We start from the raw sequence: 14,978 nt of genomic DNA, 5'->3' as shown, positions 1-14,978 counted from the left end.
TGACGCGCCCTGCTTTTGACAAACCGTCGATGCAATCTTTTCCCGGTGAGAACACTCGGCTGTGAACGCCGGGTCGGCGCGATCTCTGCTAGGGTCGCGCCGTCACGATGCCGCACGACGTACAATCAATTAAGAAGAAAACGGGAGGTATCGAGCACATCCAGACATCGCTACCTGCGTTCCTGCCTCCCTCCGGGATTTGCCCGCGCGGGACTACGGCGGGATGTGGCGAGACGACGCACGAGCGGTCGCCGACCGGCGTCGGCGGACTTTGAATTTGGCATGCTTATGAAGAGCGAGGCACGATCATGATCAAGGTGAAGATCAACGGCCAGGAGCAGAGCTGGGACGGTGACCCGGATCTCCCGCTACTCTGGTTCCTGCGTGACGAGGCCGGTCTCACCGGCACCAAATACGGCTGCGGCCAGGCCCTGTGCGGCTCCTGCACGGTCATCGTCGACAAGCAAGCGGTGCGCGCCTGCATCACGTCCGTCAACGACGTCGCCGGACGCGAGGTCACCACGATCGAAGGGCTGCATCCGAACGGCGATCACCCGGTGCAGAAGGCGTGGCGTCAGGTCAACGTGCCCCAATGCGGCTTCTGCCAGGCCGGCCAGATCATGCAGGCCGCGGCGCTTCTGATGGAGAATCCCAAACCCTCGCACGACCAGATCCGCGAGGCGATGTCCGGCAACATCTGCCGTTGCGGCTGCTATCAGCGCATCGAGAATGCCGTCCATCTCGCATCGACGGGAGTGTGACATGAACTTCATCGACAATCCCCGCAAGCTTCGCGGCTTCGAAAAGCACATCAAGGTCGAGAAGGTGTCGCGCCGCAGCATCCTGAAGGGGCTCGGCGTCACCGGCGGCTTCGTGCTCGCCGCCCCCGTGATGTCGCGCCAGGCGCTCGCCTATGAGACCGGCGCCGGCAAGATGCCGCACGGCGTCGTGGTCGATCCGCGCGTGTTCGTTTCGGTAGGCGCGGATGGCATCGTCACCATCGTCGGGCATCGTTCGGAAATGGGCACCGGCGTGCGCACCAGCCTGCCGCTGATCGTGGCCGAGGAGATGGAGGCCGACTGGTCCAGGGTCAAGGTGCAGCAAGCCCATGGCGACGAGGTCAAGTTCGGCAACCAGGACACCGACGGCTCGCGCAGCACGCGGCATTATCTGATCCCGATGCGCCAGATCGGCGCCTCCGCCCGCACAATGCTGGAGCAGGCCGCGGCCAAGCGCTGGGGCGTGCCGGCGACCGAGGTCAAGGCGGTCAACCACGAGGTCGTGCACAGCGCCAGCGGGCGCAAGCTCGGCTTCGGCGAGCTCGCTGCCGACGCCGCCAAGGAATCGGTGCCCAGCATCGAGGGCCTCAAGCTGAAGGACCCCAAGAACTTCCGTTATCTCGGCAAGGGCCAGATCGGCATCGTCGATCTCCACGACATCACCACCGGCAAGGCGAACTACGGCGCCGACGTGCGGCTGCCCGGCATGAAATATGCCGTGATCGCCCGTCCGCCGGTGACCGGCGGCAAGCTGGTCAAGTTCGAGCCGGCGGAGGCGCTGAAGGTCCCCGGTGTCGAGAAGGTGATGCAGGTGCGCGGCTGGCCGTGGCCCTCGAAATTCCAGCCGCTCGGCGGCGTCGCGGTGATCGCGCGCAACACAGGCGCGGCGATCAAGGGCCGCGACGCGCTGAAGCTGACCTGGGACGACGGTCCCAACGGCAAATACGACTCCGTCGCCTACCGCAAGGAGCTCGAGGAGGCCTCGCGCAAGCCGGGGCTCGTGCTGCGCAAGGAGGGCGATGCGGACGCTGCCCTGAAGAGCGCCGACAAGGTGATCGTCGGCGAATACTACCTTCCGCATCTCGCCCATGTCGCCATGGAGACGCCGGTGGCGGTCGCGGACGTCAAGGGCGACAAGGCCGAGATCTGGGCGCCGGTTCAGAGCCCCGGCGGCACCCGCGAGGACGTCGCCAAGACGCTCGGCATTCCCGAGGCCAACGTCACGGTCAACGTGACGCTGCTCGGCGGCGGGTTCGGACGCAAGTCGAAATGCGACTTTGCGCTCGAAGCCGCGCTGCTCTCGAAGGAGCTCGGCGCGCCGGTGAAGGTGCAGTGGACGCGGGAGGACGACATCCACAACGGCTTCCTGCACACCGTCTCGGTCGAGCGGATCGAGGCCGGCCTCGACAAGAGCGGCAAGGTGATCGCCTGGCGCCACCGCAGCGTGGCTCCCAGCATCGCCTCGACCTTTGCCGCCGGCACGGTGCATCAGGCGCCGTTCGAGATCGGCATGGGCCTGGTCGATATGCCGTTCGAGATCGCGAACATCTCGTGTGAGAACCCGCAAGCCGCGGCGTTCACCCGCATCGGCTGGTTCCGCGCGGTCTCGAACATCCCGCGCGCCTTCGCCGTCCAGTCGATGGTCGGCGAGATCGCGCAGGCAACGGGCCGCGACCAGAAAGACATGCTGCTCGAGCTGATCGGCTCGCCTCGCATCGTCAAGCCCAACGTGAAGGACCTCTGGAATTACGGCGAGCCCCAGGACAGCTACCCGATCGACACCGCGCGCCTGCGCAAGGTGGTCGAGCTGGTCGCCGAGAAGGGCGAATGGGGACGAAAGGTGCCGAAGGGCCACGGTCTCGGCATCGCCGTGCACCGCAGCTTCGTCAGCTACATCGCGACCATCGTCGAGGTCGCCGTCGACGACAAGGGCAAGCTGACGGTGCCGCGGGTCGACACGGCGATCGATTGCGGCACCTATGTCAACCCCGAGCGCATCGCTTCGCAGATCGAGGGCGCGGCGATCATGGGGCTCAGTCTCGCCAAATACGGCGAGATCACCTTCAAGGACGGCAAGGTGCAGCAGAAGAATTTTGACGACTTCCAGGTCGTCAGGATGGACGACTCGCCTGTGGTGACCAATGTCTACATCGTGCCGCCCGGACCCGACACGCCGCCGAGCGGCGTCGGCGAGCCCGGCGTCCCTCCGTTCGCGCCAGCCCTGATCAACGCGATCTTCGCAGCGACGGGAAAACGCATCCGCGCGCTTCCGATCGGCAAGCAATTGGAGGCGTGAGACGGAACCGAAGTGCGAGGCGGAACAGAAGCCGCCTCGCGCCGTTTCCATCGATCTGACAGGAGCAGATCGATGACCAACATCTCAAGGGCGCTCGCAGTCTCGCTGTCGGGCGCCTTTCTTTTGACCGCCGCGGGCGCATTCGCCCAGAGCAACACGACGCCGCCGACCACCGCGACGCGCCCCACCGGCCCCGACCAGACTTCGCTGCCGAACGCCAACGCCCCACCCGCCTCCGCCACCCAGACCACCGGGCAGCACAATCCGGATCCCAAGATTCGCGAGATGAACCAGAAGGAGAAGGACAAGGTCGAGCGCGAGGGGAAGTAGTTATCTGGCGCTGCGCAAACAAATGCGGCGGATGTTGCCATCCGCCGCATTCGCCACCCCCCGCTGCTCCGCTTCTTTCGATCCGCCCGCGGAGCTATTTCTTCAGCGCGAAGACCCAGACGACGCCGCCCTGCGGCACGTTGGCTTCGATGCCGATATTGTTGGTCACGAGCGCATCCTGGATGCGCTGCGCGTCGACGCCCCAGCCCGACTGGATCGCGATGTACTGCGTGCCGTCGATCTCATATGACACCGGCATGCCGACGATGCCGGAGTTGGTCTTCTGCTCCCACAGCAGTTCGCCCGTCTTGGCGTGGAAGGCGCGGAAATAGCGGTCGTTGGTCCCGCCGACGAAGACGAGATCGCCAGCGGTCGCGGTGACCGATCCGAACAGATGCGACTTGGGGAAGTTGTGCTGCCAGACCTTCTTTCCGGTTGCGGGATCCCAGGCCTGGAGCTCGCCAAAATGATCCGCGCCCGGCTTTGTCTTCAGGCCGATGTCTTCCGGCTTGGTGCCGAGCCAGAGCTCGCCCGGCTTGAGTGGCACTTTCTCGCCGGTAAAGCCGCCGCAGAAATTCTCGTTGGCAGGCACGTAGACGAGGCCGGTCCTCTGGCTGTAGGCCGCCGATGGCCAATCCTTGCCGCCCCACAGCGAGGGACAGAACTCGACGCGCTTGCCGATCACCGGCTTGTGCGCTGGATCCACGATCGGCTTGCCGGTCTCGTCGATGCCCTTCCAGACGTCAGTGAAGACGAACGGCCATCCGGCGACGTAATTGATCTTGGTCGGAGTCCGCTCCAGCACCCAGAAGATCGCATCGCGTCCCGGATGGACCAGGCTCTTGATGGTGCGGCCGTTGCGCTGCAGATCGATCAGCATCGGCGCATCGACCTCATCCCAATCCCAGGAATCGTTCTGGTGGTATTGGTAATAGGCCTTGATCTTGCCAGTGTCGGGATCGAGCGCGAGCACCGATGCTGTGTAAAGATTGTCGCCGGGATGCGAGTCGCCGGGCCATGGCGCGGCATTGCCGACACCCCAATAGATCGTCCTGGTCTCCTTGTCGTAATTGCCTGTCATCCAGGCCGACCCGCCGCCGTTCTTCCAGTCGTCGCCTTGCCAGGTGTCATGACCGGGCTCGCCTTCACCGGGGATGGTGTAGGTCCGCCACAACTCTTTGCCCTCCTTGGCATCATAAGCAACGATATAGCCACGCACGCCGAACTCGCCGCCGGAGCCGCCGACGATGACCTTACCGTCGACGATCAAGGGCATCAGGGTGAGGTACTGCCCCTTCCTGTAGTCCTGCACCTTCGTGTCCCACAGCACCTTGCCGGTCTTGGCATCGAGCGCGACCACGTGGTCGTCCGTGGTGGCGAGGTAGAGCTTGTCCTCCCACAGACCGACGCCGCGGTTGGTCGGATGCAGCTGGAACAGATCGTCAGGAAGCTGCCGCTTGTAGCGCCAGTATTCGTCGCCGGTCTTCGCATTCAGCGCGATCACCTGGCCCATTGGGGTCGTCACGAACATCACGCCATTGTTGACGATCGGCGGGGCCTGATGGCCTTCGACCACGCCAGTGGAAAAGGTCCAGACCGGTGTGAGGTTCTTCACGTTGGAGGTGTTGATCTGATCGAGCGGGCTATAGCCGTGCCCGTCATAGGTGCGCCGGTAAAGCATCCAGTTGTGGGGCTCGGGGTTTTCCAGCCGCTGCGCGGTGACCGGAGAATAACTCTCGATCGGCCCCGATAGAGCGGCGGTTGAGGCAAGACACGTGAAGGCGACCAAGCCGGACAGTAACCATTGCTTCCTGATCATGGAAGTTTTCATGGACGTTCCCCTTTTTCATCCGCTTGAATTCTTGTTGTGAATTCTTGTTGTGAATTCTTGTCGTTCGTCCCGTCTTCCGCCCTTCGGCGGTGGCGGCTAGTCGTGAGGCGGGCCCAGCCCGCAACCGTCCATCATCCTGGCTGTGTGCCACCTACCTTTCCCATGAAATTGCCGGCGACGCTGAGCGAACCGTCAGCGAGCGCCAGCGGCAGCGCTGCTAGCCGCCGCGGCGCCGGCCCGAACACGACCTGCGCGCCCGCGCGGGGATCGAATTCGGAGTTGTGGCACATGCACTTGAAAACCTCCTTGTCGCCGACATCGCTCTTCACCCAGGCGGTGACGGGACAGCCGGCATGCGAGCAGATCGCCGAATAGGCGATGATGCCGTCGACGGCGCGCGCGCGGGTCTTCTCGTCGAGGTCGGCGGGATCGAGCTTGATGATCAGGATTTCGTTGAGCCGCGAGGCGCTGCGCACCACCGATGTGGTGGGGTCCTTCGGCCAGGCATGGATCGGCGGTCCACCGACCCGTAGATCAGCCGCAGTGATGAGCTTTCCCTCCTGGTCACCTTCGGAGAAGACGAGCAGATCGCCTTTCTGCGGCCGCTCATCCGAGCCGGGCGGATCCTCACCTGCGCGGGCCCTGGTTGAACAGCCGAGACACGCCGTCGTGGCCATCGCACCGAGCAGCAGGGATCGCCGTGTCTGTTCGGTGCCCGCTTCGACGTCGGGTTCCGTAGCATTTTCGGAAGATGATGAATGGGTATCGAACGATGCGCGAGCCATGCCCGCTAGCAGGCGCTGGAACTCTGCCGAAAACAAGGCGAAGACTTGGCGCCGCAGTGCATCAATATGGCTTTGCTCGCGTTGATTGCGTAGGAGTAAATGCGTTCAAGCGCGTTTTCGCGATTTCTACATCGCGTTGCGCGAATGGCATGATGATTTCGCAGATCAGATCCGATGATGGAGGAATTGCTGCGACGCCACGATGCGATGCGGAATCCCACGCAGGCATCGTGTCCTTCACGACCTGAGCACGTGACGCGGCGAAGCGATGCGGCCCGCAAGTGTTGCCGACGCCATCTCAAAGCTGTCCGCGATACGACGCGCCTTGTCGATGAAGAGTGCAGCCGCCGCCGGCGGGCAGACCTCGCGCGCGGTCTGCTCGAACAGGTCGAGCCAGCGATCGAAATGGCCGCCGGCCAGGCTGAGCGGCAGGTGTGCCCGCATCGGTGAGCCATGATAGCGGCCGCTCATCAGCACGACCGACGACCAGAAATCCCTGAGCTTGGCGAGATGCTCGTCCCAATTCTGCACGACGCCGAAGACGGGCCCCAACAGCGCGTCCTCGCGCACGCGTCCGTAGAAGCGGGTGACGAGTTCTCCAATCATCTCCTCGGTGATCCCGGTTCGCTCGATCGCATCCTGGGTCAACAGGCTCCGGCGCGCGGCCGCAGCTTCCCGCTCGGCCTTCAGTCGATCCGACATGTCCTTTGCTATCCGTTCCGTTATCCCCGCAGGCCGCCCGTTCGACATTGTCGGGCCTATCGCACGCGGCGTCTTTGTCGCAGCGCAAATTGCGGGATCTGGCGGCGGACGCTAAGGCGCCCGCCGCCAATGCCTTCGTCAGGCGGAATAAGTGTAAAAGCCCTGCCCGGTCTTGCGGCCGAGATGGCCGGCATCGACCATCTCTTTCAGCAGCGGCGCTGGCCGATATTTAGGATCGTTGAAGCCCTTGTAAAAGACCTCCATCACCGAAAGCATGGTGTCGAGCCCGACGAGATCGGCAAGTGCGAGCGGCCCGATCGGATGGTTGCAGCCGAGCTTCATGCCCGCGTCGATCTCTTCCGCCGTCGCGATGCCCTCCTGGAGCGCGAAGATCGCCTCGTTGATCATCGGACACAGGATGCGGTTGACGGCGAAGCCCGGGCTGTTCTTGGCCGTGATCGCCACTTTGCCGACGCGCTTGGCGAAATCCAGCGCCTTGGCATGGGTGTCGTCCGAGGTCTGCAGGCCGCGGATGAGTTCGAGCAGCGCCATCACCGGCACCGGGTTGAAGAAGTGCATGCCGATGAAGCGGTCGGGACGGTCGGTCGCGGCGGCGAGCTTGGTGATGGAGATCGAGGAGGTGTTGGTCGCGACCAGCGTGCGCGGCGACAGGGTGGCGCAGAGATCCTTCAGGATCTTGACCTTGAGCTCCTCGTTCTCGGTCGCGGCCTCGATGACGAGGTCGCAATCCGACAGCTTCGCCCGGTCCGTGGTGCCGGTGATGCGCTTGAGCGTCGCCTCGCGGTCGGCCGCCGACATCTTCTCTTTTTTGACCAGCCGCTCGAGGCTTCCGCCGACGGTCGAAAGGCCGCGGTTCACCGCCGCATCGGAAATATCGACCATTACGACCGAGAGGCCGGCGGCCGCGCAGACCTGCGCGATGCCGTTCCCCATGGTCCCTGCCCCGATGATGCCAACGGTCTGGATCATTGCGTCACATCCTTCATCCTTGCGGGCGCGCCAGTCGCAGCCCGGCTCCATTGTTCCTGCATTAGGGTCTAGCACCGCCATTGGGCCGGCGCGACCCGATCCTGTTCCTTAGCGCATCCGAGGCCGGAAGAAAGCCGCCCGCGGGGCCGGCCAGGTGCCTCGATTGTGGGTCCCTGGCCGCGTTTACCGATCATCCTGAGCCCTTCTCCAACGGCTCCGGCGGGGCTGCCCACCCCCTCGCCCCTTGATTATGGCAGCGGCAGCAGCGAGAAGGGCGGCGCGGGGCTACCGCGGAACAGGGGCTTGCCCGAGACCGGATGAACGATTTCGCACGATCCATCGGTGCCGCCTTTGCGCTGATCGGCGACGCCGACACCGAGCTATTGGGCATCGTCGCCCTGTCGTTGCGGGTCAGCCTGACCGCCAGCATCCTGGCGCTCCTGATCGGCGCCCCCTTTGGAGCCCTGCTTGCGATCACCCGCTTCCGGGGACGCCAAATCATCATCATTCTGACCAATGCCCTGCTCGGGCTTCCGCCGGTCGTGGTCGGGCTCGCGCTCTATCTCTTGCTGTCGCGGTCCGGCCCGTTCGGGGCGGCGGGCTTGTTGTTCACGCCGGCCGCCATGGTGATCGCGCAGACGCTGCTGGCGACGCCGATCGTGGTGGCGCTGGTGCACCGGCCGGCAAGCCTGTTGTGGGCGGAGTATGGCGACCTGGCGCGGATCGACGGGCTGTCGGCCCTGCGCAGCATGGCCCTGCTGTTCGCGCTCGGCCGGACCTCGTTGCTGACGGCCTTTCTCGCCGCGTTCGGGCGCGCCATTGCGGAAGTCGGTGCCATCATCATCGTCGGTGGCAACATCCGCGGCTTCACCCGCACGATGACGACGGCGATCGCGCTGGAAACCAGCAAAGGCGAGCTGCCGCTGGCGCTCGGACTCGGGCTGATCCTGCTCGCTCTCAGCGTCGCGGTCTCGACCGTCGCCTTCGTCCTAGTTGGGCGCGTTGGGGAAAAATAGCTGCTCGCCGCCGACCTTGTACCCGGCGATCGCTTGCTGCCCTTGCGGCGAAACCAGCCAGTCGACGAAGGCCTGTCCCTCCTTTGCCTTCACGTTCGGATGCTTTGCAGGATTGACCAGCATGACGCCGTACTGATTGAAGAGCCGCTTGTCACCCTCGGTCAGGATGGCGAGTTCGCCACGGTTCTTGAACGACAGCCAGGTGCCGCGGTCCGACAGGAGGTAGGCATTCGACGACGAGGCCATGTTCAGCGCCGGACCCATGCCCTGGCCGATCTCCCGGTACCAAATGTCCTTGCCGGCACTGAGGTCGACGCCAGCCTCCTTCCATAGTCTCAGCTCGGCCGCATGCGTGCCGGACTTGTCGCCGCGCGAGATGAACGGCGCCTTTGCGGTCGCAATCTTGCGCAGCGCCTCGGCCGCATCCTTGCTGCCCGAGATCTGCGCCGGATCGCTCTTGGGGCCGATGATGACGAAGTCGTTGTACATGACGTCGAAGCGCTTCACGCCCTGCCCTTCGGACATGAACCTGTCCTCGGCAGGCCTGTCGTGGACGAACACCACGTCGGCATCGCCGCGCCGCCCGATGTCCAGCGCCTGGCCGGTGCCGACGGCGACGACCTTCACGCCGATGCCTTCGGCCTTCGAGAACAGCGGCAGCAGATGACCGAACAGCCCCGACTGTTCCGTCGAGGTGGTCGAAGCCACGGTGATGGTGCGGTCCTGTGCGGATGCGATGGAGGAGTAGAGCAGGACCGCTCCGATGATGACAAGCTTCCTCATGCGACGTCCTCGGCCAGACAATGACGGTTCTGAATAGCGGCTCGCGGCGACGACGGGAACCCCAAGCTTGGATTGCAACGAGAGTTGATGCGGGCGGTGCACCTCGTCTGACAGAAAAAACGCGCCGGCGCGGGCTAGGCACGCCTGCAAAACAAGAAGTGAAAAAACAACCCCATGCACAGTAGCGATGGGGTTGAAAGGCTTGAGCATTTCGGTGTTGCCGAAGACGCGCTTGCGGCGTCGGGCAAAACAGGGGTATTATTGCATCATCGGCTGCTGTGCGGGTTGCGTAACTCGGGCGGATGCGCGCTGGATGCGCGGATGTTCTGCAATTGGTCCACCCTACATTGACACGGATGTGACGGCCGGGGCAGGTTTTCATATTGCTGACGAATCAGCGATTGCCTCACGCTGAGCACCTCTTGGACAACTCCCAGTGCTTTCGAGACTGATATCGTTGCTGCGCCGCATCCCTGCGGTGAACTGGGCGTTTTCCCGACTCCGGCCTGTGCCGCACAGCGGCAACATTGAGGTCGCGCCGACCGCCACGGACGCTTCGCCCGCCATCATCGAAGACGTCGAGGTCCCGGCTCAAGCTCCAAGCGCCGAGATCAGCACCGCCCCGGTGCGCGACGACGCTGCCCCCGCCACCAAGGCTCTGGTCGCGGAGAACGATGCGGCTGTGTCTGTCGTCGCGGAGAATCCGTCCGACGAAATCCGTATCAGCGGGGACTCCTCTCCGGAGACCGTGACGGAAATCGAGGCGCCCGCGACGCCGCCAGCCTCCGAGGAGGTGCTGGCTGCATCGGTCGGTGCGGAGAGCGAGCCAGTTGCAGCCTCTGATCTCGCCATCGTTGATGATGATGCATCGCCTGCTGAGATTCCTGCAGAGGTCGACTCCGCCGTCGTAGAAGAGGTTGTGATTTCGTCAGCGGAGGTCGCGACCGCCTTGACTGATGTCCCTGATGTCATCATCGAGGCAGCCTCCTCGCCCGACGTTTCCGCTGCCGTCGATCCGGTCGCCGTCGAAGAAGTCGAGCTTCTCCGCGCCGAGGCCGATAGCGTCACGACTGATGCCTCTGAAGCCAGCGCCGACAGCGAACCGGCGCTCGTAGTCGAAAGCCCGCAAGTCCCTACAAACGATGTTCCGCTCGCTGCGGCGACTAACGACTCCTTGAGCGGTGTCACCGATATCGAGCCGGCTCCGGCTCTCGCGTCTCCTTCGCCAGAGATCCGCAACGTCCCGAAAGTTCGCGCGAGAGCCGCAGAGCCCGCCGACCGCGCGGCGCTGATCCGGCAGCGCTGGGCGGAGAGCGGAATCAGGATGTGGAATCCGCGGCTGCACGGCACCGGCGAAGCCGCGCTGAACATCCAGGGAAGCATCGGGCTGCTGCCCCCGGCACCCGGCGAGACAATGCCGCGCTACGACAAGCTGGAATTCAGGATGCTCGGCGGACAGATCGTCTGTGAGGGCGTGATCGTCGAGGCACCGGTTCAGGCGAGCCATCGGAGCTTCACGCAGCTTGCCGAGCCGCGGACCAGCGAGCGCGTCCGCGAACCGGCGCGCGAGCGCCAGGCCGTCCTCGCCTGATCCGACCGTGGCCATGTGCTAGGCTGATGTCGCGCATGGGCGATAGCAGGCGGTAGCTGCAGCGATTTCGGGCGACCTGTGCCTGAGACGTGCGCACGCTGCGGCCGGATATCCTTAACGGGACCTCACCAATGCACGCGACCGGAAAATGCAGAGGCAGCGCGCAACCAGTGCTGGCCTAGGCCGGGTCAGGATCGATCTAACGGGCCCTTTACCCCTGCCGTGCAAGATTGCCTACGTTTTTCAGGGGATCTGGGGCTCGTATTGCAATGCCTATTGCCGATTTGAAATCGCATCTTGCCGCCGCGATGCGATTGTTTCGCGTTCCCGCCGACAATCCGGACCTGACGCGGGCGCAGTTCGACGCCTTCTCCAAGCAGATCCCGCTGCTCTACTTCATCCTCATCAGCAACACGATTGCGGTCGCCTACACCTATGTGAACGTGGCGCCGGACTGGCTGACGATGATCGTGCCGGCCGTGCTGACGGTGCTCGCGGGCTTGCGGACCTTCTGGTGGCTGCGCCAGCGCCGGCTGGTGCGCAGCGACGCCGACATCCTGCGCAATCTGCGCGCCACCAACTGGCTGACCCTGCCGATCGGTGCCGGCTTCACCGCCTGGTCCTTCGCGCTCTACCCCTACGGCGATCCCTTCGCCAAGAGCCAGGTCGCGTTCTACATGGCGGTCACCGTGATCGGCTGCATCTTCTCGCTGATGCATCTGCGCTCAGCGGCGCTGATCGTGACGCTGATCGTCGACGTGCCCTATGTGCTGTTCTTCTTCGCCACGGGCGAGCCGACGCTGAAGGCGATCGCGGTCAACAACCTCCTGGTTTCCGCCGCGATGGTGACGGTGCTCTTCATCTACTACCGCGACTTCGCCGATCTCGTCGCCAGCCGCAAGTCGTTGCTCGCGCAACAGGCGGCGACGCAGGCGCTCTCTGACGAGAACTTCCGCCTTGCCAATCTCGATTCACTCACCGAGCTGCCGAACCGCCGCCGCTTCTTCGCCGAACTGTCGAGCGCCTTCACCGATGCCGAACGCAGGAACGTTCGGATCGCGGTCGGCATCATCGATCTCGACGGTTTCAAGCCGATCAACGACAATTACGGCCATTCGGTCGGAGACCGCGTCCTGATCGAGGCCGGCCGGCGCATCCGCGAGGTCTGCGAGGGTTTTGGTCCGCAGCGGGTCGAATTCGCCCGCCTCGGCGGCGACGAGTTCGGCCTGGTCGTTTGCGGCGACCCCGACGATGCGGACCTGCTGCGGCTGGGCCAGCGCATCGGTGACCAGGTCAGGCTTCCCTATCAGCTCGACACTGCCCATACCGGGCTGTCCTGCTCGATCGGCTTTGCCTCGTTTCCCCAATCGGCAACGACCGCGGAAGCACTCTATGAATGTGCCGACTATTCGCTCTATCATGCCAAGCGCCATCTGCGCGGCCGCACCGTGATCTTCTCGAGCGAGCTCGAGGCCGAGATCCGCAGTCGTGGAGTCATCGAGAATCTGCTGCGCACCGCCGATTTCAGCACCGAGATGGACCTGGTGTTCCAGCCGATCGTCGATGCCATGAGCGAGCACACCGCCGGATTCGAGGTCCTGGCGCGCTGGCGCAGCGCCCGCCTCGGCCTGGTCTCCCCGGCCGATTTCATTCCGGCCGCCGAGCGCATCGGACTGATCCGGCCGCTGACGCAGGCGCTGCTGGTGCGCGCGCTCGCCATCGCCAGGACATGGCCCGATCACATCCGCCTGTCGTTCAATCTCTCAGCCCACGATGTCTGTGCGGCGGAGGGCATCCTGCCGCTGATCTCGATCATCGAGAAGAGCGGGCTGCCGCCGCGCCGGATCGATTTCGAGATCACCGAGACCGCCGTCACCTTCGACTTCGTCCGCGCACAGCAATCGATCGCAACGCTGAAGGCAATGGGCTGCGGCATTTCGCTGGACGATTTCGGCACCGGCTATTCGTCGTTGAGCCACGTGCACCGGTTGCCGCTCGACAAGATCAAGGTCGACCGCAGCTTCGTTTCCGACATCAACGAGAATCCCGTCAGCCACAAGATCATCAAATCGCTCACCGGTCTCTGCGACGACATGGAGATCGCCTGCGTCGTCGAGGGCGTCGAGACGCGTGCTCAGCTCGACACCTTGCGCCGCCTGGGATGCGACTTCATTCAAGGGTATTTTTTCGCAAAGCCCATGCCGGGCCCTGCCGTGACCGGGTATCTCACCGACGAATCCCGCCGACTCGGGCTGTACGCCGAAGCGACATCGCGAGTGCCGGCCTGAGCAGGCGCGGCATGCCGCAGCGCGGCCGGATGTCTTGGTCGAAAGGAATGCGGCGCATCGCTGGATTTGTCGCGCGGCCGCCCCCCTTTTGCTGACTGCCTCAATGCCATTTCGCTGCACTGTGCAGGAGGTCAAGCAGCATTGTGCTGATAGCGATCACTGCAAGCGCGTACGGGGCTGGAACGGTCGCCGTCGGCGTCGTGCTTCGACCGAACCTGAGCACGCTGAACACGAGCGCCATCGCCAGAACCGAGTAGATCAGGAAGATCGAGATAGTCGCGCCCGAAAGCAGCTCGGGGTGATTGTGGCAAGCGACGACGAACCGGCAGAACAATTGCTGCACCAGGTCCTCGCTCTTGCCGACGAGCATGTCTCCCAGAAAAAATGAAATCGCGATCAGCGTAACCGCGGCGGCCCAATGCGTGATCAGCGCCACCGACCAGGCTCGCAACTTGACTTCACGCTCGAGCTTCGGCTCGACCGCAACCCGCACCTGCATCGGAACAATCCGGGACAGGACGAAGCTCACAAGAAGGATCAGCAGCATGCAGGACGAGACTGAAACGATGATCCCCAGCCATTCGTTACTCTTCAGCGCGCCTGCATAGCGCGTGAGCGTGTAGTATTGAAGCGGAACGGTCGCCCATACCCAATTGATAATTCTGCGCTCACGCTCGGGATCCGAGACGATCGCCGCGTTCGGAAACGGCGTCGCCACGATACGCCAGCCGACCCCCTGATGCGCGGTGCCGGGCTCCGCTGCCGTCATTGTCCCGCCCCATCCTTCCATATGATCGTAGCTGTCATGCGCTCGCCCTTCGGTACGCGATGTATCACGAAGTCGGTACGGATCGGCCGCCAAGTCTTCGCCTGCTCCACCGCGTAATAGTCGCGATTCCAGGTAAATATCTGGCCGCGCAGCGAAGAGGCGGTGGGACGCGGCGAGGTGAAGCTGAAGCAGACGGGCCCTGGTCCCCGCACATAGGCGAACTCCGAGGAAAGCCCGGCATAGCGCTGCGACCGTGCAGTCGGCTCGTCCGCAGCAACCGGGCCCACAACTTCTGTTGCGCGCGTCACCAGGACGGCGTTCGGCCGCACGTCGGGAAATCCATAGGCGCCGTGCAGTGGGCCGACCTTATTTGAATCGTCTGTGCGGAAGCACCCGCGACCGGCATCGCTGACCTCGAAATGGAAATAGGTGCGCAGCCCCGAATCTTCGCGCCGGTCCTTCGCCCGCTCGGCGTGATGATCGAAGTAGCGGTTCAGCGACACGTATCGGCTGTTCTCGGTAAACGAGGCGAACTCGTCGCCGGCGAAAGGCTGCACGAGATTGCCGCGCTGGCAGGAAGTCCGGACCTCCCCGCGATAGACCAGCGCCTGATCAGCCCGTAGGCCGGCATCGGCCGCCTTTGTCTGCGAGCGGATGTGATAGACAACCTCCTCGTTCTCGCCGACCGTACGTGGCCCGACGGGAATGTAGTAGAATTGTGCGTTGATATCGTATTTGAACTCCCGCGGCACAGGCACCGGCGCCGCGTCCTCCAATCGCTTGACATAGAGACCGGGCGGCGCATTTGCCAATTGGGC

General features: G+C 64.0%; 13 protein-coding genes. 6 read left to right on the top strand and 7 right to left on the bottom strand.

Annotation, left to right across the window (positions count from 1 at the left end):
• Positions 1-308 precede the first annotated feature (308 nt).
• The 3 genes from I6F31_RS11045 to I6F31_RS11035 all read left to right on the top strand — a co-directional run bounded on the left by I6F31_RS11045 (position 309) and on the right by I6F31_RS11035 (position 3,405).
• Positions 309-761 carry a (2Fe-2S)-binding protein gene (locus I6F31_RS11045; RefSeq protein WP_024342565.1) on the top strand — a complete coding sequence of 151 codons (453 nt, stop codon included), beginning with the start codon at positions 309-311 and terminating at the stop codon, positions 759-761.
• Position 762: 1 nt separating this feature from the next.
• Positions 763-3,075 carry a molybdopterin cofactor-binding domain-containing protein gene (locus I6F31_RS11040; RefSeq protein ID WP_225127673.1) on the top strand — a complete coding sequence of 771 codons (2,313 nt, stop codon included), beginning with the start codon at positions 763-765 and terminating at the stop codon, positions 3,073-3,075.
• Positions 3,076-3,147: 72 nt separating this feature from the next.
• Entirely contained in the window at positions 3,148-3,405 is a 258-nt protein-coding gene (locus I6F31_RS11035; protein ID WP_036041998.1) for a hypothetical protein, read from the top strand.
• Between the two features lie 94 nt (positions 3,406-3,499).
• Here I6F31_RS11035 and I6F31_RS11030 read toward each other — a convergent pair whose 3' ends face one another.
• From I6F31_RS11030 to I6F31_RS11015, 4 genes are all read right to left on the bottom strand, one after another.
• On the bottom strand, positions 3,500-5,224 hold the full coding sequence (locus I6F31_RS11030; protein ID WP_225152521.1) for a methanol/ethanol family PQQ-dependent dehydrogenase: 1,725 nt from the start codon (positions 5,222-5,224) through the stop codon (positions 3,500-3,502).
• 143 nt (positions 5,225-5,367) lie between these two features.
• On the bottom strand, positions 5,368-6,021 hold the full coding sequence (locus I6F31_RS11025; RefSeq protein WP_036007969.1) for a Rieske 2Fe-2S domain-containing protein: 654 nt from the start codon (positions 6,019-6,021) through the stop codon (positions 5,368-5,370).
• A 237-nt stretch (positions 6,022-6,258) separates the two neighbouring features.
• The gene (locus I6F31_RS11020) at positions 6,259-6,723 is read right to left on the bottom strand and encodes a group III truncated hemoglobin (RefSeq protein ID WP_036029348.1); all 465 of its coding nucleotides are present in this window, start codon (positions 6,721-6,723) and stop codon (positions 6,259-6,261) included.
• A gap of 138 nt (positions 6,724-6,861) precedes the next feature.
• Positions 6,862-7,713 carry a 3-hydroxybutyryl-CoA dehydrogenase gene (locus I6F31_RS11015; protein WP_036007996.1) on the bottom strand — a complete coding sequence of 284 codons (852 nt, stop codon included), beginning with the start codon at positions 7,711-7,713 and terminating at the stop codon, positions 6,862-6,864.
• A gap of 317 nt (positions 7,714-8,030) precedes the next feature.
• Here I6F31_RS11015 and I6F31_RS11010 point away from each other — a divergent pair, with 317 nt between their 5' ends.
• Complete coding sequence (locus I6F31_RS11010; RefSeq protein WP_036007971.1) at positions 8,031-8,729, top strand: ABC transporter permease; 699 nt, start codon at positions 8,031-8,033, stop codon at positions 8,727-8,729.
• On the opposite strand, the gene I6F31_RS11005 is transcribed toward I6F31_RS11010, so the two are convergent.
• Positions 8,703-9,512, bottom strand: a complete 810-nt coding sequence (locus tag I6F31_RS11005; RefSeq protein WP_225133404.1) for a substrate-binding domain-containing protein — start codon at positions 9,510-9,512, stop codon at positions 8,703-8,705. The genes I6F31_RS11010 and I6F31_RS11005 overlap by 27 nt on opposite strands.
• Positions 9,513-9,969: 457 nt before the next feature.
• On the opposite strand from I6F31_RS11005, the gene I6F31_RS11000 reads away from it, so the two are divergent.
• Both I6F31_RS11000 and I6F31_RS10995 read left to right on the top strand, forming a co-directional pair.
• Positions 9,970-11,103, top strand: coding sequence for a hypothetical protein (locus I6F31_RS11000; RefSeq protein WP_225133233.1), 1,134 nt, complete (start codon positions 9,970-9,972; stop codon positions 11,101-11,103).
• 269 nt (positions 11,104-11,372) lie between these two features.
• On the top strand, positions 11,373-13,391 hold the full coding sequence (locus tag I6F31_RS10995) for an EAL domain-containing protein (protein ID WP_225185397.1): 2,019 nt from the start codon (positions 11,373-11,375) through the stop codon (positions 13,389-13,391).
• Positions 13,392-13,491: 100 nt separating this feature from the next.
• On the opposite strand, the gene I6F31_RS10990 is transcribed toward I6F31_RS10995, so the two are convergent.
• Both I6F31_RS10990 and I6F31_RS10985 read right to left on the bottom strand, forming a co-directional pair.
• Positions 13,492-14,160: a hypothetical protein gene (locus I6F31_RS10990; protein ID WP_225185396.1), complete on the bottom strand. Its 669-nt coding sequence runs from the start codon at positions 14,158-14,160 to the stop codon at positions 13,492-13,494.
• Positions 14,157-14,936, bottom strand: coding sequence for a hypothetical protein (locus I6F31_RS10985; RefSeq protein WP_225185395.1), 780 nt, complete (start codon positions 14,934-14,936; stop codon positions 14,157-14,159). The genes I6F31_RS10990 and I6F31_RS10985 overlap by 4 nt, the downstream gene beginning before the upstream one ends.
• Positions 14,937-14,978 lie beyond the last annotated feature (42 nt).

This window comes from Bradyrhizobium sp. NBAIM01 (assembly GCF_020194115.1).
In the GTDB taxonomy this organism is placed as follows: Bacteria; Pseudomonadota; Alphaproteobacteria; order Rhizobiales; family Xanthobacteraceae; genus Bradyrhizobium; species Bradyrhizobium yuanmingense.
This window is presented reverse-complemented; position numbering and strand designations above follow the sequence as displayed.

Coding starts and splice junctions, on each gene's coding strand:
- I6F31_RS11045 (WP_024342565.1), top strand. CDS start 309: ATGATCAAGGTGAAGATCAACGGCCAGGAGCAGAGCTGGGACGGTGAC.
- I6F31_RS11040 (WP_225127673.1), top strand. CDS start 763: ATGAACTTCATCGACAATCCCCGCAAGCTTCGCGGCTTCGAAAAGCAC.
- I6F31_RS10990 (WP_225185396.1), bottom strand. CDS start 14,160: ATGACGGCAGCGGAGCCCGGCACCGCGCATCAGGGGGTCGGCTGGCGT.
- I6F31_RS10995 (WP_225185397.1), top strand. CDS start 11,373: ATGCCTATTGCCGATTTGAAATCGCATCTTGCCGCCGCGATGCGATTG.
- I6F31_RS11035 (WP_036041998.1), top strand. CDS start 3,148: ATGACCAACATCTCAAGGGCGCTCGCAGTCTCGCTGTCGGGCGCCTTT.
- I6F31_RS11010 (WP_036007971.1), top strand. CDS start 8,031: ATGAACGATTTCGCACGATCCATCGGTGCCGCCTTTGCGCTGATCGGC.
- I6F31_RS11030 (WP_225152521.1), bottom strand. CDS start 5,224: ATGATCAGGAAGCAATGGTTACTGTCCGGCTTGGTCGCCTTCACGTGT.
- I6F31_RS11005 (WP_225133404.1), bottom strand. CDS start 9,512: ATGAGGAAGCTTGTCATCATCGGAGCGGTCCTGCTCTACTCCTCCATC.
- I6F31_RS11015 (WP_036007996.1), bottom strand. CDS start 7,713: ATGATCCAGACCGTTGGCATCATCGGGGCAGGGACCATGGGGAACGGC.
- I6F31_RS11020 (WP_036029348.1), bottom strand. CDS start 6,723: ATGTCGGATCGACTGAAGGCCGAGCGGGAAGCTGCGGCCGCGCGCCGG.
- I6F31_RS11025 (WP_036007969.1), bottom strand. CDS start 6,021: ATGGCTCGCGCATCGTTCGATACCCATTCATCATCTTCCGAAAATGCT.